27 protein-coding genes and 2 riboswitches are annotated in these 25,722 nt (G+C 38.8%); of the genes, 3 read left to right on the top strand and 24 right to left on the bottom strand.

What is annotated here, in order from left to right:
• The first annotated feature begins 140 nt into the window (after window positions 1–140).
• Window positions 141–449 carry a hypothetical protein gene (locus BLT_RS0110450; protein WP_017727743.1) on the top strand — a complete coding sequence of 103 codons (309 nt, stop codon included), beginning with the start codon at window positions 141–143 and terminating at the stop codon, window positions 447–449.
• Between the two features lie 102 nt (window positions 450–551).
• A complete protein-coding gene (locus tag BLT_RS0110445; RefSeq protein WP_017727742.1) occupies window positions 552–1,073 on the top strand; it encodes a hypothetical protein in 522 nt (173 codons plus the stop codon).
• Window positions 1,074–1,133: 60 nt separating this feature from the next.
• Here BLT_RS0110445 and BLT_RS0110440 read toward each other — a convergent pair whose 3' ends face one another.
• The 24 genes from BLT_RS0110440 to BLT_RS0110325 all read right to left on the bottom strand — a co-directional run bounded on the left by BLT_RS0110440 (window position 1,134) and on the right by BLT_RS0110325 (window position 24,803).
• Window positions 1,134–1,427: a DUF3219 family protein gene (locus BLT_RS0110440; protein WP_017727741.1), complete on the bottom strand. Its 294-nt coding sequence runs from the start codon at window positions 1,425–1,427 to the stop codon at window positions 1,134–1,136.
• An 88-nt stretch (window positions 1,428–1,515) separates the two neighbouring features.
• Window positions 1,516–2,511 carry an LLM class flavin-dependent oxidoreductase gene (locus BLT_RS0110435; protein ID WP_017727740.1) on the bottom strand — a complete coding sequence of 332 codons (996 nt, stop codon included), beginning with the start codon at window positions 2,509–2,511 and terminating at the stop codon, window positions 1,516–1,518.
• Between the two features lie 212 nt (window positions 2,512–2,723).
• On the bottom strand, window positions 2,724–4,094 hold the full coding sequence (locus BLT_RS0110430) for an MFS transporter (protein WP_394295510.1): 1,371 nt from the start codon (window positions 4,092–4,094) through the stop codon (window positions 2,724–2,726).
• 44 nt (window positions 4,095–4,138) lie between these two features.
• Window positions 4,139–5,020: a patatin-like phospholipase family protein gene (locus tag BLT_RS0110425; protein WP_017727738.1), complete on the bottom strand. Its 882-nt coding sequence runs from the start codon at window positions 5,018–5,020 to the stop codon at window positions 4,139–4,141.
• A 216-nt stretch (window positions 5,021–5,236) separates the two neighbouring features.
• On the bottom strand, window positions 5,237–5,992 hold the full coding sequence (locus BLT_RS0110420) for an exodeoxyribonuclease III (protein ID WP_026105067.1): 756 nt from the start codon (window positions 5,990–5,992) through the stop codon (window positions 5,237–5,239).
• 93 nt (window positions 5,993–6,085) lie between these two features.
• The gene (locus BLT_RS0110415; RefSeq protein WP_017727736.1) at window positions 6,086–7,141 is read right to left on the bottom strand and encodes a DUF3900 domain-containing protein; all 1,056 of its coding nucleotides are present in this window, start codon (window positions 7,139–7,141) and stop codon (window positions 6,086–6,088) included.
• Window positions 7,142–7,515: 374 nt separating this feature from the next.
• Complete coding sequence (locus BLT_RS21750) at window positions 7,516–7,707, bottom strand: hypothetical protein (protein WP_394295509.1); 192 nt, start codon at window positions 7,705–7,707, stop codon at window positions 7,516–7,518.
• Between the two features lie 144 nt (window positions 7,708–7,851).
• Window positions 7,852–8,226: an IDEAL domain-containing protein gene (locus BLT_RS0110405; protein WP_017727735.1), complete on the bottom strand. Its 375-nt coding sequence runs from the start codon at window positions 8,224–8,226 to the stop codon at window positions 7,852–7,854.
• A 99-nt stretch (window positions 8,227–8,325) separates the two neighbouring features.
• Window positions 8,326–8,745 carry an RrF2 family transcriptional regulator gene (locus tag BLT_RS0110400; protein WP_017727734.1) on the bottom strand — a complete coding sequence of 140 codons (420 nt, stop codon included), beginning with the start codon at window positions 8,743–8,745 and terminating at the stop codon, window positions 8,326–8,328.
• Window positions 8,746–8,922: 177 nt separating this feature from the next.
• On the bottom strand, window positions 8,923–9,492 hold the full coding sequence (locus BLT_RS0110395) for a nitroreductase family protein (protein ID WP_026105066.1): 570 nt from the start codon (window positions 9,490–9,492) through the stop codon (window positions 8,923–8,925).
• Between the two features lie 54 nt (window positions 9,493–9,546).
• Window positions 9,547–10,596: a nicotinate-nucleotide--dimethylbenzimidazole phosphoribosyltransferase gene (gene cobT, locus BLT_RS0110390; protein WP_026105065.1), complete on the bottom strand. Its 1,050-nt coding sequence runs from the start codon at window positions 10,594–10,596 to the stop codon at window positions 9,547–9,549.
• Window positions 10,597–10,662: 66 nt separating this feature from the next.
• Window positions 10,663–12,051 (bottom strand): cobyrinate a,c-diamide synthase, encoded by a 1,389-nt coding sequence (locus BLT_RS0110385; protein WP_017727731.1) that lies wholly within the window; start codon window positions 12,049–12,051, stop codon window positions 10,663–10,665.
• A 10-nt stretch (window positions 12,052–12,061) separates the two neighbouring features.
• Window positions 12,062–13,201 carry a cobalt-precorrin 5A hydrolase gene (locus BLT_RS0110380; RefSeq protein WP_017727730.1) on the bottom strand — a complete coding sequence of 380 codons (1,140 nt, stop codon included), beginning with the start codon at window positions 13,199–13,201 and terminating at the stop codon, window positions 12,062–12,064.
• Window positions 13,198–13,971, bottom strand: a complete 774-nt coding sequence (cobM, locus tag BLT_RS0110375) for a precorrin-4 C(11)-methyltransferase (protein ID WP_017727729.1) — start codon at window positions 13,969–13,971, stop codon at window positions 13,198–13,200. Before cobM ends, BLT_RS0110380 begins: the two co-directional genes overlap by 4 nt.
• Window positions 13,971–14,672 (bottom strand): precorrin-2 C(20)-methyltransferase, encoded by a 702-nt coding sequence (cobI, locus tag BLT_RS0110370; protein ID WP_017727728.1) that lies wholly within the window; start codon window positions 14,670–14,672, stop codon window positions 13,971–13,973. Before cobI ends, cobM begins: the two co-directional genes overlap by 1 nt.
• The gene (gene cbiE, locus BLT_RS0110365; RefSeq protein ID WP_017727727.1) at window positions 14,669–15,883 is read right to left on the bottom strand and encodes a precorrin-6y C5,15-methyltransferase (decarboxylating) subunit CbiE; all 1,215 of its coding nucleotides are present in this window, start codon (window positions 15,881–15,883) and stop codon (window positions 14,669–14,671) included. The genes cobI and cbiE overlap by 4 nt, the downstream gene beginning before the upstream one ends.
• Window positions 15,867–16,964 carry a cobalt-precorrin-5B (C(1))-methyltransferase gene (locus BLT_RS0110360; RefSeq protein ID WP_026105064.1) on the bottom strand — a complete coding sequence of 366 codons (1,098 nt, stop codon included), beginning with the start codon at window positions 16,962–16,964 and terminating at the stop codon, window positions 15,867–15,869. Before BLT_RS0110360 ends, cbiE begins: the two co-directional genes overlap by 17 nt.
• A 15-nt stretch (window positions 16,965–16,979) precedes the next feature.
• A complete protein-coding gene (locus BLT_RS0110355) occupies window positions 16,980–17,627 on the bottom strand; it encodes a precorrin-8X methylmutase (protein WP_017727725.1) in 648 nt (215 codons plus the stop codon).
• Between the two features lie 18 nt (window positions 17,628–17,645).
• Window positions 17,646–18,410 carry a precorrin-6A reductase gene (gene cobK, locus BLT_RS0110350; RefSeq protein ID WP_017727724.1) on the bottom strand — a complete coding sequence of 255 codons (765 nt, stop codon included), beginning with the start codon at window positions 18,408–18,410 and terminating at the stop codon, window positions 17,646–17,648.
• Window positions 18,407–19,276 carry a sirohydrochlorin chelatase gene (locus BLT_RS0110345; RefSeq protein WP_017727723.1) on the bottom strand — a complete coding sequence of 290 codons (870 nt, stop codon included), beginning with the start codon at window positions 19,274–19,276 and terminating at the stop codon, window positions 18,407–18,409. The genes cobK and BLT_RS0110345 overlap by 4 nt, the downstream gene beginning before the upstream one ends.
• A gap of 42 nt (window positions 19,277–19,318) precedes the next feature.
• Complete coding sequence (gene cobJ / locus BLT_RS0110340; RefSeq protein WP_017727722.1) at window positions 19,319–20,965, bottom strand: precorrin-3B C(17)-methyltransferase; 1,647 nt, start codon at window positions 20,963–20,965, stop codon at window positions 19,319–19,321.
• A gap of 135 nt (window positions 20,966–21,100) precedes the next feature.
• A complete protein-coding gene (locus BLT_RS0110335) occupies window positions 21,101–21,484 on the bottom strand; it encodes a (2Fe-2S) ferredoxin domain-containing protein (protein ID WP_017727721.1) in 384 nt (127 codons plus the stop codon).
• A gap of 147 nt (window positions 21,485–21,631) precedes the next feature.
• Window positions 21,632–21,822, bottom strand: a riboswitch (cobalamin riboswitch).
• 208 nt (window positions 21,823–22,030) lie between these two features.
• Window positions 22,031–22,217: riboswitch (cobalamin riboswitch) on the bottom strand.
• 106 nt (window positions 22,218–22,323) lie between these two features.
• Window positions 22,324–23,364: a glucose-1-phosphate thymidylyltransferase gene (locus tag BLT_RS0110330; protein WP_017727720.1), complete on the bottom strand. Its 1,041-nt coding sequence runs from the start codon at window positions 23,362–23,364 to the stop codon at window positions 22,324–22,326.
• A gap of 371 nt (window positions 23,365–23,735) precedes the next feature.
• Window positions 23,736–24,803: a fatty acid desaturase family protein gene (locus BLT_RS0110325; protein ID WP_017727719.1), complete on the bottom strand. Its 1,068-nt coding sequence runs from the start codon at window positions 24,801–24,803 to the stop codon at window positions 23,736–23,738.
• 367 nt (window positions 24,804–25,170) lie between these two features.
• Here BLT_RS0110325 and BLT_RS0110320 point away from each other — a divergent pair, with 367 nt between their 5' ends.
• Complete coding sequence (locus BLT_RS0110320; RefSeq protein ID WP_017727718.1) at window positions 25,171–25,380, top strand: hypothetical protein; 210 nt, start codon at window positions 25,171–25,173, stop codon at window positions 25,378–25,380.
• Window positions 25,381–25,722 lie beyond the last annotated feature (342 nt).

Here is a 25,722-nt window from a genome sequence, read left to right as displayed (position 1 = left end):
CTTTCAACTAATAACTTTTTCTTTTTTATTTTAGGAGATAAAGTCAATTTTTGCATAAGTCAAATAAACAATCATAAGTATTATCTGATCAAAATCTTCGTTATAATATGCATATTATTGATTTTATAAGGAGAATGAAAGTGGACAGAAAAAGAATGGAAGATCAAATGATACATAATTACCAACGGGACGAGCAAATGATGATTCTCATCTTTGCTCAGTGGTGTGTGAACCATGATCTCAACCCAGTTGAAGTTTATAAGCGAGCATATCCGAATCAGGAAACCAATCATGAATTAGCACAGGCTGTAGAATTAACGGTACCGAAAGAAGAAGCTGGAGAAATCCCTAATGACACGTTACTTGGGGTCTTATCTTTATTTGGCAATGAAGATTTAGCATTTGTCGTTACAGAGGAAATTGACAAAAAAAGAAAAGAATGGCTCTAATCGTAGACGAAATCGCCAATTTTTTTGAATGAATCTTTACCTATATATAAACCAATTTATCAGCTAATATTTATTTAAAAGGTAATTAAAGGAGTATATCAAATGTTCGATCCAACGATTTATGAAAATCTAAAAGTAATCCTTGAAGGGAATGTCTATGACTTAGATCTTGCCGGTGAAATCAACGTCATCAATCGAAGTGATCTCGTTGATTTAGCAACAATGTCCAGAATGTATTCGGTGGAATTTCAAACACGTGAGGCGCAAAGCTCTTATCCCTATGCAGAAATCCTCTTGCAAACCTCAATCGTTGATTTCACAATTGAGAAAATCGAGGGTGATGAAAAAAAGGCTGGTTGCGAAATCGAAGTCAATTTTTATGCAAAAATTGAAGAGCCTGAAAAAGATTGCCCAACGATTGAGAAGCATTTAGCTGACGTCTGGAACCAAAGGCCTGTGATTAGACAAGAAATTATGTACCAATTTGGACGAGAAAATCAAATGTTCACAAAAATTAATATAAATTTCGAGCGAAAGATTAACGAACAACAAATCGATGACTTACGAGGAATTGTAGAATATAGTCTACAGTCATTGGATTATTTAAACTTAAGTGTGTTTTAAAATAATATTAAAAGCATTCACGTTCAATACGCCTATCAACGTGAGTGCTTTTTTAACAGGTTATTGTCCATCTACTTCAATCAATTCTAATTTAAACTCTGAAATAGAATGCTCATCAGTAAAATCAACTCGAGACGTTGAGTACTTGTTGATTTTCCCTCTGAATTCAATCTCTCTAGCAGGAATTTTCACATTAAATACATTTTCATATAGGAGTACGGTCATGTCATGATAGTCATTTCCTCCCCTCACTTTAAAATCAAAGGATATTTTGTACTTTTCATGCTCGAGAATGTCTTCTTTGTAATTTGTCACTTGAATTTTTACATGATTGAGAAACACTTCGTTAACCATTACAACATCTCCTCATCGTATGGAAAGTCATTCATATTACAGACACTGCTCGCTTCACAAATCATTACTTCGTTTTCAAAAAAGTTTATCAAAGCATTGCTTTTGCAATCCATTCATACGATTGAATCCGTTCTTGAAAACAATGTACATTTGTAACGATCATGATTTCATCAACTTCATAGGTCTCTTGTAAAGTAAGAAGCTGCTGCCTTACTTCTTCAGGATTTCCTATCACCATTTTTTTTCTCATGCTATCAATCATTTCTTGTTCTTTTTCAGTTAAAGTATATTGTCTCGCTTCTTCAAAAGAAGGGATCCCATTCTTTCCATTCCCTTTTCCTGTCTCAATTTGCCATATTAGAGTACTTAAGGCTAGTTCCTCTGCTCTTTCTGTTGTTTCTGCACAAATCGCTGTAACCGCAATCATTGACACAGGGCGGTTTAGGCCGTTATTCGCTTTAAAGCTTTCCTTGTAGTGCTTAACAATCGCTGCTCCATCTTTATCACTCATAAAATGACCAAATGTATACGCAATCCCTTTTTCGGCAGCTACCTTTGCACTTTTTTCACTTGTACCAAGAAGCCAAGTTTGCGGTGGTTTTTCTGGAAGAGGAGCTGCAGAAATTTTTGAAAACATATGGTCAGATGGAAAGTCTTGATATAAAAAATGGAGAAGTTCCTCAATTAATTCAGGCATTTTCCAAACTTTTTCCAAAAATTGATCTGAAAGAGCCATTGTCACTTCCGCTGACCCACCTGGAGCTCTCCCTATTCCAATATCAATGCGCTCTGGAAAAAGTGTTGCCAGCAAATTAAATATTTCCGCGACTTTATATGGCTTATAATGTGGGAGTAAAACTGCTCCCGAGCCAAGACGAATCCTTTTTGTCTTTGCACCGATGTATCCCAACATCACTTCTGGTACTGAGCATGCGAGTCCTGCCATATCATGATGCTCTGCAATCCAATAGCGATTGTATCCTAATTTTTCACCAATTTGCGCAAGCTTCATTGATTCCTGTAGTGCTTCATGAGCCGTTTTTCCAGACGCTATTGGGGATTGATCTAAAATGCTTAATTTCATGCCGCACTTCCTTTATGCTGTGATTCTTTTCATTTTAAATCGTTTTAAAATCTGTGTGAGCTTATGAAAAAATGACTGTTAACGATGTACTGAATATATATTATATCAAAAAAGGGAATTTTATATTTCAGATATGCTTAATAAAAAATGCCATCCAAGGGCATTTCGAAATCGAATAGATGGCAGTCAAAAAAATGATCATTGGAATGAAACTATTTATTCAATTGGGAGCTCCTAACATAAAACAAAAAGATGGTAAAAGATATGACGATGAATGTCGTTAAACCTAAATAAATATTTCTATAGGCGAAAGTAGGTAAAATACTTTCTTGCCATACGAGCAACAATCCAGCTAGTGCCACTCCGAACGCCCCTCCAAAAAATTGGATGAGCTGTGCCATTCCAAGACCTGCACCCATTTCATCTTTCACCAATATTCTAGATATCTCATTTGCAACACTAGAATTTAATGCTGAAAATCCAACGCTTACAAACAAATAAGTGATTAATATTACATATGGAGATAAGCTTGACAAAAACGCAAATAGAAATGTTGCTAGAAGTAATGATACATGACCAAACAAGATCAAAGGGTTGTTTCCTAATCGGTCAATAAAACGTCCAATTATAGGAGCAGCAAAGGCTGAAAAAATCGCTCCAGGAAAAATAATGATACCAATTTTCGCAGGTTCCAGCCCAAATAAAACAGAAAGCATGATTGGCATTAAAAACAACGTAGAGAAATGGGTCATAAATGCAGTAAATCCAACAAATAATAGCATCATATAGCGTTTGTTTTTAAGAAGGACAGGTTGGATAAAAGGCCGTTCTGCCGAATGGATATGCCTCCATAAAAGAACGAATGAAATCAAACTACCAAATAGAAAAAGAAACGAAAAGCTTGTAAGAAACAGCAGAAAACCTGTTACGGCGACTCCCGTTAGTACTGCACCAAAATAGTCAAACCTTCCTTTCTTTACTTCTTCTGCTGGAATCCATTTTTTAAATAGAGGGACTAAAAAAATCACAAGCCCTGTTACAGCAAAAAGATAATGCCAGCCAAAATATTGGGTAATCGCTCCGCCAATCACAGGACCAAGTCCGAAGCCTAACGACGCAGCAGAAGCAATAAATGACATCGCTCTTCCGCGTCTGGATATGGGAATATAACGTCCCGCAAGTACCATGGCAAGACCTGGAACGGCTCCAGCTCCAGCTGCTTGTAAAACTCTTGCTGCAAGTAATAAATAAAATGGCTGTGCAAAGAGACCGATTATTGATGAGATACTGAGTAATGTTAATCCAATCATTAATAGTCTTCCAATTGGAATAAAATCTGATAAACGACTATATGTTAAGGTTGAAATAGCAAAAACGATTGAATACCCAGAAACAATCCAAGAAGCAGTAGAAGATGACAACGACAAATCGGTCAATACACTAGGCAGAGCGACATTGAACATTGTCGTGTTCATAACAACAAGCCAAACCGTAAAACTCCAAAGAAAAATAATCTTATTTTCTCCTTTTTCCTGTTTAATTAACGTGACAGAAGATGAAATGTTTTCCATCGTTTTCACCATTTTTCTCTTTTGATAGAAAGCTCGTTATCCTGTTTTCTTTGATTCTAACCTTCTTTGCTTTTTATCATCTGATTTTGTCGAATTAAAAACTGCTTTAATTGGTTAAATTGTGATTTCGCATCGTTATAACCAAGTTCATATAGCTCAGTAAGTTTTTTTTGATTACGCTCAATTCGGCCCACTGGAATTCCCACACTTGGTTGGAGCACAAAAACATTGCCTTTTGTCTTTTCCTCTTCAATAAAAGAAAGTGTATCATTGTAAATTTTATAGCGTTCTTGTAGGAGTGATGCAATCATTGGGTGGCGTTTATATAAATATTTAACGACCGAAGCCGCTTTGCTCGGCCGTCTTTTAAAATGTTTTGGTTTTGTCATGATCACGACATTTTTTATGTAACCATCCTGTTGCGATTTTTTAACAGGAATCGGATCAATAATTCCTCCATCAAGCAAATACTTTTTATTGTATTCAACAGCCGGCGCAATGAAAGGAATCGAGCTTGATGCCCGAAGTATCTTTAAAATATCATTGCCGTGCTCATGCTTATTAAAATAAATGGCTTCGCCTGTCTCACAATCGGTTGTCACGACGACAAATTGCTGCTTCTCACTTAAAAACGTTTCAAAATCAAAAGGAACAATCTTTGTAGGAATTTCATCGAATAAAAAATCCATCCCGAATAGCTCTCGTTTACGAATGAAATTACGAAAAGATAAATAGCGAGGGTCGCTCACTAACTCGATGTTTACCTTTTTGTTTCTGCCTTCTTGTCGCGATAAATAGGAAGCAGCCATACAAGCACCAGCTGATACACCAATCACGTAAGGAAAGTACAGATTCTGCTCCAAAAAATATTCCAGTACGCCTGCAGTGTAGAGCCCTCTCATGCCACCGCCCTCTAAAACAAGACCTGTAGCCTCCATAGTAAAATACCTCATTTATATGTAGAAATTTACTTCTATTGTACTTCTTTTTCCTTTATTAATTGAAATTTTATGCCTAAATAATGTTCTTTATTATTTTGATGGCATGTCTTGATAAAATAAAGAACCATATAAAGAGAAAAACCAATGGAATCTTTTTCACCATTGGTCATTGGAATTTTTTCTATTTACTTTGCGATGTCGCTCTGTTACTTGCTAGCATTTCATTTCTAAAACAACAGGACAGTGATCACTTCCGAGAATTTGTGAATGGATTTCCGCGTCAATTAGTCTGTCTTTCAGTCTCTCTGACACAATAAAATAATCAATTCTCCACCCTATATTTCTGTCTCTAACTTTAGCCATATAGGACCACCAAGTATAGGCATCCTCCTTTTCAGGATAAAAATATCGAAACGTATCGATAAAACCACTTGAAAGCAATGTTGTCATTTTCAATCGTTCTTCATCCGTAAATCCAGAGTTACCTTTATTTGATTTTGAGTTTTTTAAATCGATTTCTTGGTGGGCAACATTCAAGTCGCCACATAGGATAACTGGTTTAATCGTGTCTAATTCTTTAAGATACATACGGAATGCATCCTCCCAAATTAAGCGATAGTCAAGTCTTGATAAATCTCGCTTTGCATTCGGCGTATAGACATTTACTAGATAAAAATCGTCAAATTCTAACGTTATGATCCGTCCTTCTGTTTGATGCTCTTCATTCCCGACACCATATTTAACGGATATTGGCTTTCTCTTCGTAAAAATGGCAGTACCTGAATACCCTTTTTTTTCAGCATAATTCCAATACTGCTCGTAGCCATTTAATTCGAGCTGAATTTGTCCTTCTTGTAATTTTGTTTCTTGGATGCAAAAAATATCCGCATCCACTTCTGCAAAATAATCTAGAAATCCTTTGCGCACACAAGCCCTAAGTCCGTTCACATTCCACGAAACCAATTTCAACATGTATTCATTCCCTTGCTGTCTATTTTATATGAGCCTAGTATATCGAAAAATTTAAGATGAGTGAATGAATAATGCTTAATCTACATTGTACTATCTACCAACCCTCTTCAACACATCCTCAAGCGAATCAGGCTTCAAAAACTCCACGGGTGAAACGCCCTTCTCAAACGTAAATGAATCTCCTTCAATGACGATCACGTATTTCCCGTTTATCTTCCCAATATGAAGTGATTCTCCGAAATCCGACAGCAATGCCTTTACATCAATATGGTCAAGCTTGAGCTTGAGTGGCAGCTCTGGCTGCTGCTCGACTATCGGTGCAGAAGCTTCGACGACTTGCTCTGGCGTCCATTTTTCCTGAAGCTCTCGCACAGGTGTGTTTGACCATGCTTCCATATACTCTTCCTCTTGCTGGCGTTCAGGGCTTTCCTCCGCATACGTTTCAGCAATATGCTGCTGGGCGATTTGTATGACCTGTGTTTTGACGATTTCAGGCATGGATTGATTGTATTCTACAAACTTTAAAAAGTCTTCAAAGTAACGCGCATGGGAGGATTGGTGAATTTTCAGCTCCCATTCCTCAACCATGCCTTCTTCTGGCATGAACGGGTATTGGATCGATTTCATGTTTTTTGTTGTGATTGCCCTTTCTACATGTCGGATTAGTGTTTTTTCATCAGAGATGCTAGCTACCTTTTGCTCAAAATCACATTTTAAAACAAACACAAATGGATCATCCATATACTTTGTTAATTTTGCACGGATAACAAGTATCGCTCCTCCACGAATCGCACTCGTATCTTTGTATGCGCGCACTAGTTCCTCACTATTCATTTTAAAATCTTCAGCAGAAGTAGCCAACCGAATTCGGTTAAAAAGATTATAATTTGGGTTTGTGTCAATGTCATAGCCAGGCTCGACGATAAAACGACCAATTTTTGTAGGTACTTGTTCAGATTTAGGGTTTCGCTCTACCTTTCGTTTTGCAACTTTCATTAATTCACCATCAAGAAATTCTTTCAGTGCGCTCTCAACATATGCTGCTTCATCTAATGTTTGGTAGTGCTTATAACGTTTATCCGCTTGCTCCCCTTGGCCGTCGACTTCAATAACAAAAAAGGAGAGATACTGTATCGAAAAGTCCATTAAAATCCCCTTACTTCATTTAGTGATCATATAGATTATCAAGATAGCATTATATCACATCAAGTTATAGATGAATGGGAAGTTCGAAGAAGATTTGGAACAAAGAAGTATTTTCACTAAAACAAATTTGAACATTGTTTAGAGCTTTCATGCTAAGAAGAGCAAATTTGTAAGAGAAAGCTTAAAAAGGGGCTGGGACAAAAGAGTTTTTATTTATGAGACATCCGAACGTTATGATCGTTGCTGCATAGCAATCGCTTTTCAATCATACACGTTCGTTATGTCCCAGCCTCGATCAATATTTCAAATCACGATCATGAATTAATGGATATGTGAGCCTTTGGAAGGGTTCGTAATGACAAATTCTTCTCGTGCTACATAGAAATATGGTTCCAAACACCATCTAAGAAATCTTCACGCTTGTCGAGTAAGATATCGATATCTTTGTCCGTCTTCACGATTTCGTCATGCTCTGGAGGCGTATCAAGAGCTGTATAGTATTGGGCATGATCACCGTGATGATGGGTAACAAAAAATGCTACCCATTTTTCCTTCAGCATCGACACCGCTTTGCTTAATCCTTTGTGCAACCTGTTCGAAGCCTTGTCTCATTTTAAGACATGACTCTTTAAAATAGTACCCAACAGGATTCAACACAGCTGTATCAGCATGTGCGTTTTAGCGCTCCTTTCATTCCACCTACACTTTTCTTACCATACACTGCTTCCGAAATTTGAATCACTTGCAATTGGTTTATTGTTCGCATTTGTTTTTTCTACGGTTTTTAATGCTGTCGTAAGTTCGTTAAACCATTGCTCATCTTTCGTTAATAACGCAAGATCAATCAGTGTATAGATTTGTTCTTCGTTATTTACCTGTGTGTTTGGTATGAGCTGAACGGCATTACTCGGAAGTCCAATTGTACTCCCAATCGTATCTTCATTTTCACATGCAACAACATGAACTCTAATAATGTCTTTTATTGGATCGATCGTTTGAATAAAACCATGTAACAATTCACCGTTTTTAAGCTTTCCCTTCACCCAATCTCCAATTACGAAACGTTTATTATGACTATTTTCCATTATTATTCACCACCATTTAAAGGGTATAAATCTAAGCTTCTATGAATACCTTCAACTGTACTCAAAAAAGTAACACAAAGGTTAAATAAAATCCTAGGTCTAAGGGCATAATTTTATGTCCGCCAATACTGAACTAATGGTTATTGTTTCTAAATATTTTTCAAAATAATTTTCTGCATCATGAAAAATTTGATTCATAACGACATGCATATTAGCTGAAATAGGGCATGATTCCTCAGGGTTACCACTGCTCCAATGGGGTTTGAGTGTACCATGTGAAACTGCTTGATAGATATGAGCTAATGTCAGTTCTTGTGGGTTGCTATTTAATATATAGCCTCCACCATTTCCTTCTTTCGTCGTTACAAACCCATTTTTTCTTAGACAACTCATGATTTTTCGAATTCTTGCTGGATTCGTTGCTACATTTTCTGCGATCATTTCACTGCTCGCCATATGCTCTGGCAAATAAGCAAGATAGACAAGACTGTGTACGGCAATTGTAAATTCGCTTTTCACACAATTCGGCTCCTTCTTATGGAAGAGTACTGTAATCCTAACGCTTACAGTTTAAGAAGTCAATTAATTAGGCTTATTATATTAATACCTTGGTACAAAAGTTATCAAACATTTTAAATTATAGCAAAAGAGACAGCGTCCTAAACTGTCTCCTCAATGATTTTATCTTTTAGACTTTTAAAGCCAAACTGTTTTTTCGTGATAAGGAGTACGTTTCGACGGCTTCATGCTATTAAGAGCTTCTTTGTCTGGGTAGCCAAGAAAGATCGTACCGATAATTTTTTTATTCTCTGGTGCCCCAATAAATGTATGTAATCGAGAATCCCGAACGAGCCCAACCCCTCTTGTTCGCCAAACAAATCCTAAACCGAGCTCACTCGCAGCTAACCACATAGAGTGAATCGCGCAACAAACCGCGTATTCATTGTCTTCTGAAGCATCTTCATCATCAATTACAAGATCAGAGGTTACAATAATCATAACAGGTGTTGTTGAAACTACTTTTAAGGAGCTCTCTACTAAATTAGGCTTTGTTGGAAACCGTTCCAATAAAAATTCTTTTGCTAATTCTTCATAACGCTCTTTTGCTTCATCTTGAATCACATAAAAGCTCCAGGGTTCACGCAGCCGATCTGTCGGTGCCAAAGTCGCCGCTTCAAGTAAGTATTCGATCTTCTCTTTTTCTACTTTGCGGTTTTCATAATTTCGTATTGCTCTTCTCGCTTTTAATAGGTCAATCGTTTTCATCATTCAGGCGCTCCTTTCCTGCTATTGAACAACACATTCGATTTGTGTTCTAGTCTAATTGGTTTGATCCTTGGTTGAAACCCCCGCTGAAGTGAATGTTGCCATTTCCTTAAGCATTAACGTCGCTGATTGAAGAATAGGAAAGGCAATGGCTGATCCACTCCCTTCTCCTAAGCGAAGCTCCAAATCTAAAATAGGCTGTTTTTCCAACAATTGAATTACAGTATCATGCCCTGGTTCCACTGAACGGTGGGATAAAAACATATAGTCGGAAACTTTGCTTGAAATGGCTTTCGCAATAAGTGCTGCAGTTGAGGAAATGAAGCCATCTACAAGAATGGGGATTCGATGATGTGCAGCTGAAAGCATCGCACCTGCCATACCAGCTATTTCAAGCCCTCCTAGCTTTGAAAGGATGTCGATGGGATCGTTTGGATCTGGGTTTCTTTTGCGAATTACCTTTTCAATGATTTTTTGCTTATGGACAACTCTCTCTTCAGAAATTCCTGTCCCTTGTCCTACAAGCTCTTTAACGTCTTTCCCACTTAAGACAGCTAAAATAGCACTGCTCGTTGTTGTGTTTCCAATCCCCATTTCTCCAAGCAGAAGACATTTTGCACCTTTCTTAATGATCTCTTCAGCCTGTGTAAATCCTATTAGAAGTGCTTCTTCTACCTCACTTCTTGTCATCGCATCTTCCACTAACGTATTTGCTGTACCAAATCGGATTTTCTTTTTAACAAGGCCTTCTCGCTCTATGTCGGAGGCAACACCAATATCAACGATTTGAAAAAGGGCACCAATTTGCTTGCTAAATACATTTATGGCGGCGCCGCCATTTAAAAAGTTCGTGACCATTTGGGCCGTTACTTCCTGTGGATAAGCAGAAACCCCTTCAGCAGTAATTCCATGATCAGCTGCAAACACGATAACCCCAGGAGGTGTAACCGTCGGAAACGTCTCGTTGGTCATTTCTGCTAAGGAAACAGCATATTCTTCAAGCTTTCCGAGGCTTCCAAGTGGTTTTGTTAACGTCGTTAGATAGTATCGGACCTCGTTTCCCGTTTGTAAACTAAGTGATGGAATTGAAGTTAATTGTGACATGTCCACTTTTTTGTGCTCCTTACTTAAATTCTTTCTTTTTAAAAAATTAAAGGTACCGCTACTCGTTTATCGTGAAATTTTATTTTTTCGTTTTATTTCCTTACATTTTTGAATCCAGTTTGTTACCATCTCTGGGCAGGAAGCAAAATGAAAATGTGTATAGCCTGCGATCAAATTTTCATTCATATAGCCTTCTTTTTTCATTCCGCGCATCCCTTTTGTTTCATAAGCATATGGTAGATCCTGCTCGGAATAAAATGTTGAGTAATGAAACTCATGGCCTTTGGCTTTCACGTTATCTGGCAAGAGATAGTTTCCGCTCACACCGATAATTTCTCTATAACCTAGAGCTACAAGTTTTTCTTGCATCTTCACTTTTCCAGGAATGATTCCAACCATTTCAAACGATTTTTCGTCCGTTCCTTCGATTGATTCTGTCAAATACATGTATCCACCACACTCAGCAAGCGTAGGTAACCCATTTAAAATAGCTTCACGTAACGACTGTTTTACTTCGGTCCCCTTCGCTAATTCTTCTAAAAACTCTTCTGGAAATCCTCCACCTAAATAAAGCCCATCAATGTGCTCTGGTAACCGTTCACCTGCAAGAGGAGAAAAATAAACAATTTCTGCACCCTGGGACTCAAGGATCTCGATATTTTCTTGGTAGTAAAAATTAAAAGCGGCATCCTTCGCTACAGCAAGTCGAACAGAAGCCTCTTCCTTCCTCGTAAAAATAGATGGAGATTCCCTTTGGCTTAGTGACGGAGCCGTCGCTAATTCCAAGAGCTGATCAATGGAAACAGAATCTAAGACAAGCTCTCCGAGACGGTCAAAAAACGGATCAAGCTCACCTCGCTCAATGGATGGTATTAATCCCAGGTGTCTTTCTGGAATTTCAATGTCCATCTCTCTTGTTAGATAGCCGATGACTGGTATATTGCACTCCTGCTCAATTGCTGTTTTTACAAGCTTAAAATGCCCTTCGCTCCCAACTTTGTTTGCAATCACTCCAACAATGTTTGGCCCCTCTGCAAAACACTGGAAGCCTTTAACAATTGCTGCTGCACTCCTGGCCATACTAGCACAATTGACAACAAGAACGACAGGGCTTTCTGTGATCATACTAATTTCTGCCGTACTGCCTTCATTCGTTTTTGGGTTTTTTCCATCGAAGAAGCCCATTACACCTTCAATGATCGAAATGTCGGCTCCCTCACTGCCTCTTGCATAAATATCAAGAACCGTTTCCTTTTGAAGCATCCAGCTATCAAGGTTTCGTGATGGTCTACCTGTAACAGCCGTGTGATAAGAAGGGTCAATGTAGTCAGGTCCACATTTAAAGCCTTGCACCGTAAACCCTTTTTTTCTAAGTGCTGACATCAGCCCAATCGTTAAGGTTGTTTTACCAACTCCGCTCCCTGTTCCAGCAATAACTAATCGTCGCTCTGTCATCTTCTACACCTCATATCATGCTACTTTCGTTTGGAATCACAGCAACTGAAATCGTCACGTTACCTGATTTCTTCTTAACAAGTGCTAGCTCCTTCGCTCCACTATAAAGACGTGCAGCAGGCTCACTTACACCATAGGCTCCAGTGAATTTAAAGACGGTTTCTGAAGGCTCACTTATTTCAGCTTTGTTCAAATGTTCTGCTGGATAATAAGCGAAGTCCCAATTGTATTTTTGGACCACCTCTAATAAACCGATTTCATCTTTTTTCAAATCAATCGTAGCAATCGCTTTTACACTTTTAATTGAAAAATTTAATTCTGCTAGTGTATCAAGGATTACCTTTTCAATTTCCTGGCTTGATGTTCCACGGTTACAACCAACACCGAGAACAATTACCTTTGGTCGGTACACGACACCATTTTTAATGATTAATTTTTCGTTCTCCGTTAGGTTTCGATGAGTAATCACAAGCGCTGCGTCAGGCTCTGCGCACAAAGCTTCTTGGATGGATTCATAAAGCTTAATGTTCTCAGGAATCGGTCGATCATAGGTCCACCAGTTTTTCTCCCCTGATTCTTGAATCACTGCTACATGCTCTTCATTCACCACCGAAGCGCTTACCGGTGTTAGCTTCTCTGCTGAATCCCAAACCCAGCCAAACCTTTTACCGAATAAGTCCACTGGAATGGTTTGCTGCACATCTGATGCGGTGGTGATAACAGGAATTGCTCCAAGATTTTCCGCCACCTCTCTTGTTAATTCATTTGCACCGCCTAAATGACCAGAAAGAACACTAATAGCATACTCGCCCTTATCATCAAGGACTACAACGCCAGGGTCTGTCTTCTTATCTTTTAATAGAGGCGCAATCATTCGGACAACTGCACCAAGCGAGATGATCATAATAATCCCTTTATAGGACTGAAAGAGAGATGGAAGAAGGAGACGAACACTTCCTGTAAATAATTGAATATGTTTAGCTTCTTCATCTCCTTTTTTAAATTTTTCCATATAATATAAATCAGCATTTTGAAATGAACTGAGTAATTTTCGTGCCAGGTTCACTCCATGTTTGGTTATGGCTACAATGGCGTAGTTTTCCTGCTGTTTTATCGTAACTGCCTTTCCTTCTTCTAATAAGAGTGTCATTCTTTCACTCCTTTTCGAAAACCATGCGTAAATGCTTTGTCATAGAGCTTTGATCGGTAGTCTTTATTATGAATCTGTTCATCGAGTGCCCATCCAGCTAAAATCATTGCTTGCTTGCGCATGCCATTTGCTTTCATGTCTTCATCAAGGCGCTCAAGTGTCGAACGAAGAATTTTTTGATCTGGCCATGTTGCTTTATATACAACAGCAACAGGAGTTTTCTCGCTCCAACCTGCATCGAGAAACTCCTTAACAATTTTTTTTGTTAGTGTCGCACTTAAAAATAAGGCAACGGTGCAATGGTGCTTTGCTAAATCCCGAAGCTTTTCTGTGTCAGGAACTGGTGTACGCCCTTCAGCACGGGTTAAAATCACCGTTTGGGTTAAGTCAGGAATCGTTAATTCGGCACCTACTGCGGCAGCTGCAGCAAACACAGAGCTGACACCTGGTATAATATCAACTTTAATGCCTTCTTTATGTAAAAGAGCAATCTGCTCCATCGTCGCTCCATATACAGCTGGATCACCTGTATGGACACGCACGACTTTTTTATTCTTTTGTACTCGGTCCACCATAAGCGCAACCATTTCCTCCAAATGCATGCCTGCCGTTTTAATGACTTCCGCATTCGGTTTTGCTCGTTCAATTAGCTCAGTACTAACAAGGGAGTCGGCATACATAACAACGTCTGCTTCTTGAAGCAGCTTTAAGCCTTTTACAGTAATTAAATCAGGATCTCCGGGTCCTGCACCGATAATCGTTATTTTCATTATTTTCTAACCACCATTAACGTTAAATATTCGAGTTCCGCTCGCTCTAGTTCTTGAACGTTCCAAACAATTTCTTCATCAGAGGTTACTTTCGTGACGACAGAAGCTCGGTCAAGTAAATCAAGCTCACGAAGAATACGAAGCATTAAATCTATTACCTTTGCCACTTTAATAAAAATGACACAATCATTCTCAACAATTGCTTTTTTCATCGTTTCATAATCATCTCTTGCTGGAATAATCGCCACATGATCATCCCCTTCAGCAAGGGCAATACCAAGTCTGGATGCCGCACCATTAATCGAAGAAATACCTGGTACAGTCTGTATCAAGACTTCAGGATAGCGCTCCTTCATCAGGTTCATCATATGAATGAATGTACTATACAATAGAGGGTCCCCTTCGGTAACAAACGCAACATCTTTTCCCTCCCGTAGTTTTTCCCAGACAGCTTCGACCGTATTGGACCATTCCCGTTCAAGGATTACCGGATCTTTTGTCATCGGAAACACAAGCCCCAGCATTTCTTTTTCACTAGGATTTACGTAGACATCAATGATACGTTGAGCGTAGCTTTTACTCCCTTTTCTTTTTTTCGGGTAGGCGATAACTGGCGACTCCTTCAGCTTCCGAAACGCTTTGACCGTCAAAAGCTCAGGATCTCCAGGTCCTACTCCTAAACCATACAATGTTCCTATCATGTTCCATTCCTCTCTTTGCGCTTTGCTGTAATAATGTATATCGGGTTTAATGCATCAAAACGAGTTAGATTAAGAATTGGTTTACTTCGTGAAATTTGCGCAAGTGTTATCTCAGTCTCAAAGCCTCTTTTTTTAAAGCCTTCTACTGCTTGGACCAAATTTTCAATTGTGACGGCGTTTAAGACAATTCGACCGCTAGCCTTTAGCCGTGAACAGCAAACGTCAAGAATATCCTCCATTCCACCGGCTGTCCCGCCAATAAAAACGGCATCTGGATCTAAAAAATGGTCGAGCTTTTCTGGTGCTTTTCCTTGGACAACGTGAAAATCTGTGCGAAACTTCACCATGTTTAGCCGACAATTTTTTAAATCATGCTCATTTTTTTCAATTGCAAAGACTTTTCCTTCTTTCGCGATCCTCGCCGCTTCAATTGCCATTGATCCTGTACACGTTCCTATATCCCAAAAAACACTATCTTTTTTTAAATTTAGTGCAGCCAAGCTTAAGGTTCTAATTTCTTTTTTTGTAAGCAACCCTTTTTCAGGCTTTCTTTGATAAAACTCTTCATCGTTAATTCCAAACGCCCAAGATGGACCTTCTGCCACTTTTTTTAAAATCACGACATTTAGTGGGGAAAAATCTACCGAGCTTAAATCTCCTAGCTCGTACCAACTGCAACGTTCATTCTTTCCACCAAGATTTTCAGCGACAAACGCACGATACTCTGTCATACCATATGAAAGTAGATAATCCCCAATACGTCCTGGGTGATTATCCGAATCGGTAAGCAGTGCTACCGTTGATTGCCCATCAATACGCTGAACAAGCCCATCCATACTTCGTCCATGGACACTTGTTATGTAAGCATCGTGCCAGCGTTCTTTTATTTTTGAAAAAGCAAGCTGTATCGAGCTTAAATAAGGATAAATGTCGAGCTCCACCTTTTTCGATAAATAGCCGCCAATTCCATAAAATAAAGGATCTCCTGATGCGAGAATCACAACACGTCTTGTTTCGTTTTGTAATTGTTCCACAAGTGATTGAAGTCCGCCTTTTATGACAACCTTTTCACCTTGATAATCTGGAAAGACAGACAGTTGCCTTTCTCCGCCTATTAATACTTCACTTTCATCAATCCACTTTTCATACAATGGGAGGAGACTTTCCTTTCCTTCATCTCCGATCCCAATCATTTTAATGTTCTCTTTCATCAATAGCCGCCTTTCCAAAAAACGTTCCTTTCATCGAATATAAGCTTGTTTCAATAAAAAGACCGCCTCCAACTTCCTTTAAACCTGACGAACAGCAATGTTCACAAAGGATTCTAAAGAAATCGGCAAAATTATTTTCATATAACAGATCCCCAACTTGAGAAGCAGTGTTCGCCTCACGCACTTGTTCCAGGATGGATTCATTTGCACCTGCTTTTCCAGCTACTTCTGCTAAGAAATGAAAATCAACAGGAGCGCTTTTGGAGTGAACCATCATAACACCTTGGGCAACTTTTGAAAACTTTCCCATCATGCCGACCATGGATACCTTTTTGATTCCTTGTCGTTTACATTGTTTTAACGTAAACCCAACAAAATCTCCCATTTCAATAAACGCTTCCTCAGGCAGGTCTGGGTACTGCTTCATTCCTAACTTCTCACTTCTGCCCCCTGTTGTTATGACGACATGATCGCAGTTGCTTGCTCTCGCTACACTGATTGCTTGTACGATACTTGCCATATAAGCAGAGCTAGAAAAAGGAACCACGGTCCCTCTAGTTCCTAAAATTGAGATGCCTCCAATAATCCCTAAGCGACTATTTAAGGTTTTTTTGGCGATTTCCTCACCATCTGGAACAGAAATTACGACGTTTACCCCTTTAGAAATCCCGTGCTTTTCCAATACCTCATTAACGGTTTCAAGGATCATTTTTCGAGGAACAGGATTGATCGCAGCTTCACCTACCGGAACGGGCAGTCCCGCCTTTGTCACACGACCAACCCCTATCCCCCCTTCCAACGTAATTCCTGGAGTGTCACTCCAAGACACGGTTGATTTAATTAAAGCACCATGCGTAGCATCCGGATCATCGCCACCGTCTTTAATGGTGCCTGCTTCTACTCCTTGTCCGACCCTTTCACAGCTCACCATCTCAAACGTGGCAAATTTTTTAATTGGTAGATAAATGGTTGCCTCTGTTTGTGGTTCTCCAGAAATCAAAGCAATTAATGCTGCTTTAGTTGTTGCTGTTGCACATGCCCCTGTTGTGTATCCATGACGCATTTCTTTCTTTTTTTTCATATTTTCCATCATTGTTTATGCCTTTTCAGCGAGGATTGAAATTGCATTTAACGCTGCAACTGTAACGGTACTACCGCCTTTCCGACCGACATTTGTGATAAAAGGCACATCCAGTTTCGCTAATTCTTCCTTCGATTCAGCTGCTGAAATAAATCCAACAGGCAAACCAATGATTAGCCCTGGCTTTGCCACACCTTCCTTTACAAGGCGAATGAGCTCAAGTAATGCTGTTGGGGCATTTCCAATCGCAAAAATCCCGCCGTCACATTCCTCTAATGCTTTTCTAACAGAAATAATCGCTCTTGTTGTATTCAGGCGTTTCGCCTCTTCGATGACATCCTGATCAGAGATATAAACCTTGACTTTTCCTCCAAACTTCTCAATTCTCGGTTTGCTCACACCAGCTTGAACCATTTGGACATCGGCATAAACAATTTTTCCACTTCGAACCGCTTGAATTCCAGCCTCAATTGCTTTCGGATGGAAAACAAGACTACGCCCTAACTCAAAGTCCGCTGAAGCATGAATCACTCTTTGAACAATTGGATATTGCTCTTCTGTGAACGAATGTTCTCCAAATTCCTCATCAATGACTTCAAAGCTTTTTCCTTCAATTTCTTGAGGCTGAATTGTAATTGGCTTAAACTCTGTATGAAAATCCATAAAAACTCTCCTCCATATTTATTCGAACGTTTGATTTAAATGATTTATAACAGCTGTAAAATCAGAGTAAACGGTCCCGTATTCAACAGAAGGGCGCTTAATCATGATCGTTTCAATGCCAAGCTCTGCTGCCGCCTCTACTTTTTCATCAACGGTGCCTACTTTACCGCTTTCTTTTGTTACCATTACAGTGACCCCATATTGTTTGTATAGTGCCCGATTAAACTCTTTACTAAAAGGACCTTGGATCGCCACAATGTCTTTTTGCGGAAAACCGAGCTGTTCACATTTCTCCATGTTATCCTTTCGTGGAAGCATCCGTGCAACAACACGAGTGTCAGGTAGATTCAATAGTTTTTCAGCAAAAATTTGTAGTGTTTTGCTTCCTGTTGTTAGCATAATCACGCCTTTTTTCTCTGCTGCTTTTTCTGCCGCTTCCCCGTAGCTCGATACAACCGTAACATTTTTCTGTTGAAATGTCTGAGTCTCTCTTTCATAACGAATATAAGGAACATTTGCATGTGCTGCCCCTTGAATCGCATTTTTACTCGCTTCTTCCGCGAATGGATGGCTCGCATCAACTACGGCTTTTACCCCATGCTGTTCAATAAAGGAAGCAAATTGCTCACTTGTCAAGCGACCAACATGGACATCTAGCCCATATGCCTTCATTTCTTTCCCTGCATTTTCAGTTACAACAGTCGTTAAAATGGAATAACCGGCTTTTTTAATTTCAAGTGCCAACGCCCTTGCATCACTTGTTCCAGCTAAGCAAAGAATCATGATTTATGCACCTCATGATGATGGTGGTGATGGTGGTGATGGTCGTGATGATGGTGATCAATATGTTCCATCGCAGCAATGCGATATTGACACGTATCACAGTTCATTTTGACATTTTCTTGGAGTGCTTCATGAATACGGTCAAGCAAGATCGTTTGCAGTTTTGTGTGAAAACCAAAATACTCGGCCAACTTAAATTCACAACCAGGATACTCTGCTTCAAATTCTACAATCATCTCTTCTAAACGTTTAATTAGGATTCCTGTAAATAAAAAATACGGAAGTATAATCACTCGTTTTGCGCCTAGCTTTATACAACGCTCAACCCCCTCACGTACAAGGGGATCGGTCACCCCCATAAAAGCTGTTTCAACAATTTTATAATTTAGATTTTCCCACAACAAACGCGTAATTTTATATAAATCACTGTTCGCATCAGGGTCACTGCCGCCTCTTCCTAGCAATAAAATGGCGGTTTCTTCATCTTTTTCAGTAGGTAGTTCTTCTACCTCTTGTAAGCGGCTTTTACAAATTTCAATCGTTTCTTGATGCATGCCGATCGGCCTTCCATAAGTAAAATGAACATCTGGATAGGTTTCTTTTGCTTGGTCGATTGCAGCTGGAATATGTATTTTTGAATGACCTGCTGCAAGGAGCATGATTGGGATTACATAAACATGTGTTGCTCCTTTTGCAACGCAAGTATCAATTCCTTGATTGACATTCGGTGATTCAAACTCTAGGAAACATGTTTCAAGCAAAAAATTCTCCTCAATTTGCGATTTTAATTGTTCAATTGATTGCCTTACTTGTTCATTACCTTCAGGGTCCCGACTTCCGTGCCCGACTAATAATACTGCTTTCATGTTCAAACTCCTCCTTTAATCCTTACAATGTGTCATACTTATTTAGTCACCACACGGGGCAGGCTCTAGTTCAATTTTTGGAGCGATGTCTTTGTACTTGAAGCCTTGTACCTCTTGAACACGTTTAAAATACTTAAAGAACCGCTCATTTGGATGCCCTTTTTCCTTGTACTCATAAATAATCTTTTCAATGGTTTCTACGATTTTATCAGGCTCGATCCCTTCTGCAACCGCTTGTCCAGGATGAGCTGTTCGACCGACCGTTTTAGCACCTAAAAACAAGTCAAACTTTCCTTTTCGAAAGACGATGCCAATATCATCATTTACTGCTCCGTAGCAAGCCATCCCACAGCCGTTAAATCCTAGCTTTAGCTCTTTTGGAAGCTCGATGCCACCAAGCTTTTTATGTAGCTCCTCTGCATAGGGAATCGAATCTTTTTTCTCCCCTTCACAAAAGTCACAAGCTTTTAGTTGAAAGACGTCACCCACTGGATTTAATATAAAGCCAACCTCTGTTAACTTTTTTGTAATCACATCAGGATCTGTTGTCGGAATGCTTAAAATTATCTGATGATGAGGCGTGTACTCCATGCTTCCTTTGTCACCAACGACTTCAGCGAGCGTCATCATTTGAACAGGTGTAAACTTTTTGTTAACAATCCCTGGACTAACCGCTAGTTCAAAAATTGATTCAATTTGTTGTTGAACAGGTGCAATAGGCTTAGTGTCATCCGCTTTTGTTTCCTCAGTCTGCATACGAACACGCTCAAGAGCTTCTGTTGCGATACTTAAAGTACTTTCCCTAGGCTTCTCGGCTATTGCAATCTTCTCTTGTTTGTTCGTAACATTATCCTCTTTTCCTTGATGCAGAGCCCAAGGTTCATTCTCGTGTCGTAATCTCTCATGTGGCCGCAATCGCTGTTCAGTCGTATGAAGTGTGTATTTTCGCTGGTATCCCCGTGGTGTAATCATTTTATTATCATAGAGAAACGTTGAAGAGTTACCTATAACAACGGTCGTTAGCATGCCAATATCATGTTCCAGCATCTCGCTTAAATTTGTAAGAATCACCTTTTCTCTATCACGATAGGCACTTTTAACAAGACCAACAGGGGTGTCAGGGGAACGATATTTTAGTAGAATTTTTTGGGCTTCGACAATTTGTCTCGTTCTGCGCCCGCTTTTTGGATTATATAGGGCAATGACAAAATCGGCCTGTGCCGCAGCATCAATTCGTTTTTCAATCAGCTTCCAAGGTGTTAAATGGTCACTTAAACTTATCGTACATGCATCATGCATGACAGGTGCACCTAACAAGGAAGCGCATGAATTAATCGCAGAAATCCCTGGTATGACCTCTACATCAACACCTTTTTCTTCTGTCCAGCCTTTTTCAATTAACACTTCATAAATAAGGCCTGCCATGCCGTATACACCAGCATCACCACTTGAAATAACCGCAACCTTTTTTCCTTCTTCTGCAAGACGTACAGCCGCTTGCGCCCGTGTTACTTCTTCGGACATTCCTGTGCTAATAATCTCCTGATCGATTAATAAGTCTTGAATGAGCTCGACATAGGTTTTATAACCGATCACACAATCACTTTCTTGAATAGCTTCCTGTGCACGTTTGGTGATGTGTTCGAAGCTACCAGGTCCAAAGCCAACAACGAGTAACTTTCCAACCATTACGAACGCCTCCTTTTATTCTCCCGCGTATCAATCTGAAGTAATGCCATTTTATTCTGATGCCGCTCCCTTAGATGTTGTCTTTTAAATTGAGGAAGTCATTCTGCCTAGTTAGTATGAAATTCAAAAGGCTGATTATGCTTTCTCTTTTTCTATTTTTAAAATTCCTTCATGCGTTTCATCTTTGTTTAATCGAGTCATTCCGTCCTCTTGAAATTGATAGGATACATAATTCTTTAAATCCTCTTCAACAGAGAGATAATTATTTACAATCTTCCGACCGATTTCTGGATCAATTGCTTTGTACCACGTTCCTTCTGGATAGACAATCACTACACATGCATCTTTGCACCTTCCATTACAGCGTGTACGTGTCGTATGAATGGCTTCATCAAGGCCAAGATTTTTGATTTCATCACGAATTGCTACCGTGACCTCTTCTCCACCTTTACGCATACAGCTTGATCCATTACAAATCAGCATGTGCTTTTGGGTTCCCGTTAAATTCCAAGTCGTCATTTTTAATCTCCTCCGAATTTTTATTAATCGATTGATTGATTGATGACATGACAATAAAAAAACTGCACCCATAAATAGAGGTGCAGTAAACATGCGCGTAGAAAAAAGCATGGATATCCAGCACTTCTACCTATTTCCCCGTAGGCATTGAAGGCGTACACAAAGGCAGGTCTCCTGACTTAGGGTCATCATTTTATTACGTCTTCCCGAAACAGGTTCAGTGACAAGTTGTAATAAAACTACCCAATACAGTGGCGGGACCGTGCCGGACTTTAACCGGTCTTCCCTTTTCAGCGTTCCAGACAATTTGGCAACGCACCTTTGCTTGATTATTTTTCAGTTTTTTATGATAAATAGACTCCTATAAATACGTTAATCGATCAACGGTGTACGCTTCTAGCAAATATCCTCTCTCGCCATTTTATGAGCAATTCCCTTTTCGAAGGAAGCATATCCTTTTGGGTTAACGTCAAAGGCATGTCCTTTAATTAAGGTACAGAAGAGAAGTACCTCAAATATCGAATTCTTATCCTTCGCTCCAAAGCTTAGCTGATAAAACTAAAAGCAGATCTCCTAGCTTTGCTTCGACTTACTTTTCATCCCCGCCCTAAATGAACTCAGTAGGTATAGACAATTTTATCAGCACTGACAATAGTGGGGACTGTAGCGGTTTTTCACCAAATACCCAATTACTTCTAGACAATGCACAAATATTTTTAACGAAATGATGAAGCCAGTAAAAAAAGCTATATATTTCATTAAACTAAAAGAGGTGGATTTAATCAAGTATAATTTTATCACACTTGAAATAATTAACAATTATTATCCCCAATGTTTTTTTATTCTGCCCCATCATTACATATAAAAGAATGTTCTCCTACTATAAAGCTAATTGATTTATCTTTTCTACCTGGATTATTGATAATCTTTGTGTTCTTCCCAAATACGCTATTGATAATTGTTCCTTGAATAAACTCTAGTGTTACATTGTCTAAAATAATGCTTTCCTTAATACGACAATTAGTAATTTGAGCACCTGATTGAATCGATACATACGGGCCAATCGTTGCGTTTGTTATCTTGCATTCACCTCCAATGACGACAGGTTCAATAATGGTACATTTTTTTAACTGTGCATGTGGTGATATCATTGTTCTTTTTTTTGCTATCTCTTCAAGTACCCAGCGGTTAGCCTCTAATAATCGATCAATTGTACCAACATCTGAATACTTTTTCGCTGTATACGTATATGTTACATGGTAGTTTTGGTCAATTAACCATTGAATCGCATCCGTTATTTCATATTCACCACGTTTAGATGGCAAGATCGATTCAATGGCTTGAAAGATAGAGGAATCAAATGCGTATGCACCGATAACTGCAAGGTCAGATTGAGGCTGTTGAGGCTTCTCTACAATTCGTATAATTTGATTACCTTTTACTTCTGCAATGCCATAATCTTGAGGTGTTTTTACTTTTGCTAACATGATGGATGCATTCGCTTGCTTCGATTGTACGGACTCTTTTAATTGAATAAGTGATTCTTGAATGAGATTGTCCCCAAGTAGCAAAAGAAACGGTTCCTTACCTATAAAAGCTTTTGCTTGTTTAACCGCATCTGAAATTCCTTTCTGCTCATATTGATAAAGTAATGTGATAGATATACCTAAATGATTCTCTTCTCGCAGATGTTCTTCAAATGCCTGTTTATAATCCGGATTTATGACAATACCTATTTCTGTAATTCCAACATTTAAAAGGCTCTCAATGCAATATTTAATCACAGGCTTGTTTGCAATCGAAAGAAGAGTTTTTGGTTGAGTAAACGAAAGTGGTTTGAGCCGCGTCCCTCTTCCAGCACTGAGTATAATGCCTTTCATTTATACATCCCACCTTATATCCATAAATTAACGTATATGCTTGATCGTTCCTTTTTGAAATAGCTCCAATACTAACTCATAAACAAAGCGATATCCCTATAATCTATATGTATTACAGATCGTTTTTTTTGACACGGCCATCGTTACAAATATGAACAGAATTCATTATACGATTCTCATTTTTTACGTTTATTTGAATATAGCGATGAAAAGAAAAACGCTGGAAACTCTGACTGGAAAACGATTTTTTCGTAGCAAAAGTTGCAACCGACCTCGAGCTACGATGCCTTTAGCTACTCAAATAAAAGGGAGTCCGTCTCAAAGTTAGACGACTCCCTTTCCAGCTATTTCTGTAATAATGTACATAGTTCCTATGAAATTGATTGCTTATTCTTCGCTTTTGTTGCTTGAATGTTTATTGGATCGAGTCCATTGCCTAATGATCCATAGACTTTTCCTTGATGCGGATCAATAAGATCTGTTTTATTGTGATAAAGGCGTGGGGTTTTCCATAATGCAACAAGAGCTCTGCCTAATGGCATTTCATGATAACGTTCTGGCCACTTTTGCTTAATTTGTTCTTTTACAAGTGGGTAATATTTTGAACTTATTCCAGGGAATAAATGATGCTCCGTATGATATGAGAAATTAAAGTGAAGAACGTTCACCCATTTCGGAACAGTAACCGTTAAACTATTCGCTAACGGATCATTAACTTCCACCACAGGATTTAAGCGATGATTCGTTGAAATATAACCCATTACAATCAAATTCGCAATAAGTAACGGTAATAAAAACATGAAAAGCCATTTTAGTGGCCCAACCCAAACGAGTAAGCCGATCCATGTTGCCCACGGAAGCATCGCTTCGATAAAGATTGCCGGTCGTTTTTTTGGGTTGAATTCTTTGAGATAGATTAGAAACATCTTCATAGAATGAGCTGAAAATTGAATCGTCAATGATGCGAAACTGAAAAATGCGCGGAAGGAGTGAGGTAATCGATAAATCCAGCGTAAAAACGGTTTTTTCGATATTCTCTCAAGTGTTGGCCAAGCATCTGGGTCAAGTTCTTCATCCTGAGTGTGGACATGGTGGGTTAAATTATGCCACTTTCTCCATAGCCTCGGACCAGTCGTTAAGGGCCAAAAAGCAATCGCTCCTAATAAATCACGAAGCCATGGTTTACGAACGACGGTACCATGTAAAATTTCATGCCCCAAAAAACCCATTGCCGCAAAGCTGGCACCTAATATCATTGAGATACAAATCGTAAAAAATACATTGAGCTCGAGTAAGCCGATTGAAAGAAATCCTCCAATAACGACAAGCAAATAAGCAAGCCCGCCCCAAAGTCGAGCAGGTACAGGCTTAAACGCTTTTTTCGGTAAATGAGGAGAAATTCTAGCAGCATACCAAGCAAAAGAATGCAAGTCTTTCACAGAGTAGCCCCCTTTATATATATTTATACTCTTTTTTTGACATGATATTAGGAGTTTACCATTACAAATTAGTCAGTGCTATCTTTTTTTCAGAAAACTTATGTGTTATTAATCTTTTTGATGATCTTGACATAAAATCGACAAATTGAAAAAGAACGACTCGAGTTCATGTTAAGCCTTACAGAGGAAATGTTATTTGAATTGACTGCAAAAGGTGATATCCCAAGATCAAATATTACGCTATTTATTTTAAATAACGACCATTCAGCGCAAATCGTTAAAGATGTGGCTTTCTCCTCTTCTTTCAGTAAAAATTTCCTTACTATAAAACTTTATGATATAATGATTAGATTAGGTGGTGATATGAATGGGAAAAAGAAATTATGCAGCACAATTGTACAAAATTGTTAAAGATTCAAAAAAAGCGATTTCTTACGAAGAGGCTGCAAAATCTTTAAAAGCAGCTAATCCTATACTAAAAAACACGTCTAAAAACACCATTGTCATTAAGAATATCTTAGAACGGTTTGTCGAAAATGGTAAAATGACCAAAACAAAAGCAGGTAGTTATCGATAAACTGAGGACGCGAAGGCGTCCTTTTTTTGTTGCGTACTTCTCCCTATATAAAATGATAACAATATTTATAAGTCCTCTTAAAGTTGCAATGAGTCATTTAGCCTTATTGGAAATATAAAAATTCTTTGTGTCAAAGCCAGAAAATTATAGCTAAACAACTTACCTTTTTGTGAAAAGGGGACGGAGCTACAGGACAATTGGATGAAACAGTGAAGGACTTCCCGCCCACACAAAATATAAGTCTCAGCTACTCCTTTATTATATAAGAAAAATGATGGTGTAAAAAACAGACGAACGAACAGATTCATTCAATCGTCTGTTTTTAATATTAAACCAATTTTA

This window comes from Halalkalibacterium ligniniphilum (assembly GCF_000334155.1).
GTDB classification, from domain to species: domain Bacteria; phylum Bacillota; class Bacilli; order Bacillales; family Bacillaceae_D; genus Halalkalibacterium; species Halalkalibacterium ligniniphilum.
Note: the sequence above shows the minus strand (reverse complement) of the source record. Positions and strands in the feature narration are given on the sequence as shown.

Bases quoted from the DNA above. Each gene is read 5' to 3' on its own strand.
- BLT_RS0110430 (WP_394295510.1), bottom strand. From the start codon at position 4,094: ATGGTGAAAACGATGGAAAACATTTCATCTTCTGTCACGTTAATTAAA.
- cobI (WP_017727728.1), bottom strand. From the start codon at position 14,672: ATGATAGGAACATTGTATGGTTTAGGAGTAGGACCTGGAGATCCTGAG.
- BLT_RS0110385 (WP_017727731.1), bottom strand. From the start codon at position 12,051: ATGACAGAGCGACGATTAGTTATTGCTGGAACAGGGAGCGGAGTTGGT.
- BLT_RS0110360 (WP_026105064.1), bottom strand. From the start codon at position 16,964: ATGAAAAAAAAGAAAGAAATGCGTCATGGATACACAACAGGGGCATGT.
- cobM (WP_017727729.1), bottom strand. From the start codon at position 13,971: ATGAAAATAACGATTATCGGTGCAGGACCCGGAGATCCTGATTTAATT.
- BLT_RS0110330 (WP_017727720.1), bottom strand. From the start codon at position 23,364: ATGAAAGGCATTATACTCAGTGCTGGAAGAGGGACGCGGCTCAAACCA.
- BLT_RS0110415 (WP_017727736.1), bottom strand. From the start codon at position 7,141: ATGGACTTTTCGATACAGTATCTCTCCTTTTTTGTTATTGAAGTCGAC.
- BLT_RS0110405 (WP_017727735.1), bottom strand. From the start codon at position 8,226: ATGGAAAATAGTCATAATAAACGTTTCGTAATTGGAGATTGGGTGAAG.
- cbiE (WP_017727727.1), bottom strand. From the start codon at position 15,883: ATGAAAGAGAACATTAAAATGATTGGGATCGGAGATGAAGGAAAGGAA.
- BLT_RS0110320 (WP_017727718.1), top strand. From the start codon at position 25,171: ATGGGAAAAAGAAATTATGCAGCACAATTGTACAAAATTGTTAAAGAT.
- BLT_RS0110425 (WP_017727738.1), bottom strand. From the start codon at position 5,020: ATGGAGGCTACAGGTCTTGTTTTAGAGGGCGGTGGCATGAGAGGGCTC.
- BLT_RS0110355 (WP_017727725.1), bottom strand. From the start codon at position 17,627: ATGGATTTTCATACAGAGTTTAAGCCAATTACAATTCAGCCTCAAGAA.
- cobT (WP_026105065.1), bottom strand. From the start codon at position 10,596: ATGTCACAATTAACTTCAATTCCATCACTTAGTTTACAAACGGGAAAC.
- BLT_RS0110380 (WP_017727730.1), bottom strand. From the start codon at position 13,201: ATGACACTCTTATTAGAAGAAGGAAAGGCAGTTACGATAAAACAGCAG.
- BLT_RS0110440 (WP_017727741.1), bottom strand. From the start codon at position 1,427: ATGGTTAACGAAGTGTTTCTCAATCATGTAAAAATTCAAGTGACAAAT.
- cobK (WP_017727724.1), bottom strand. From the start codon at position 18,410: ATGATTCTTTGCTTAGCTGGAACAAGTGATGCAAGGGCGTTGGCACTT.
- BLT_RS0110445 (WP_017727742.1), top strand. From the start codon at position 552: ATGTTCGATCCAACGATTTATGAAAATCTAAAAGTAATCCTTGAAGGG.
- BLT_RS0110335 (WP_017727721.1), bottom strand. From the start codon at position 21,484: ATGACGACTTGGAATTTAACGGGAACCCAAAAGCACATGCTGATTTGT.
- BLT_RS0110395 (WP_026105066.1), bottom strand. From the start codon at position 9,492: ATGAAAACGATTGACCTATTAAAAGCGAGAAGAGCAATACGAAATTAT.
- BLT_RS0110345 (WP_017727723.1), bottom strand. From the start codon at position 19,276: ATGAAAGCAGTATTATTAGTCGGGCACGGAAGTCGGGACCCTGAAGGT.
- cobJ (WP_017727722.1), bottom strand. From the start codon at position 20,965: ATGGTTGGAAAGTTACTCGTTGTTGGCTTTGGACCTGGTAGCTTCGAA.
- BLT_RS0110435 (WP_017727740.1), bottom strand. From the start codon at position 2,511: ATGAAATTAAGCATTTTAGATCAATCCCCAATAGCGTCTGGAAAAACG.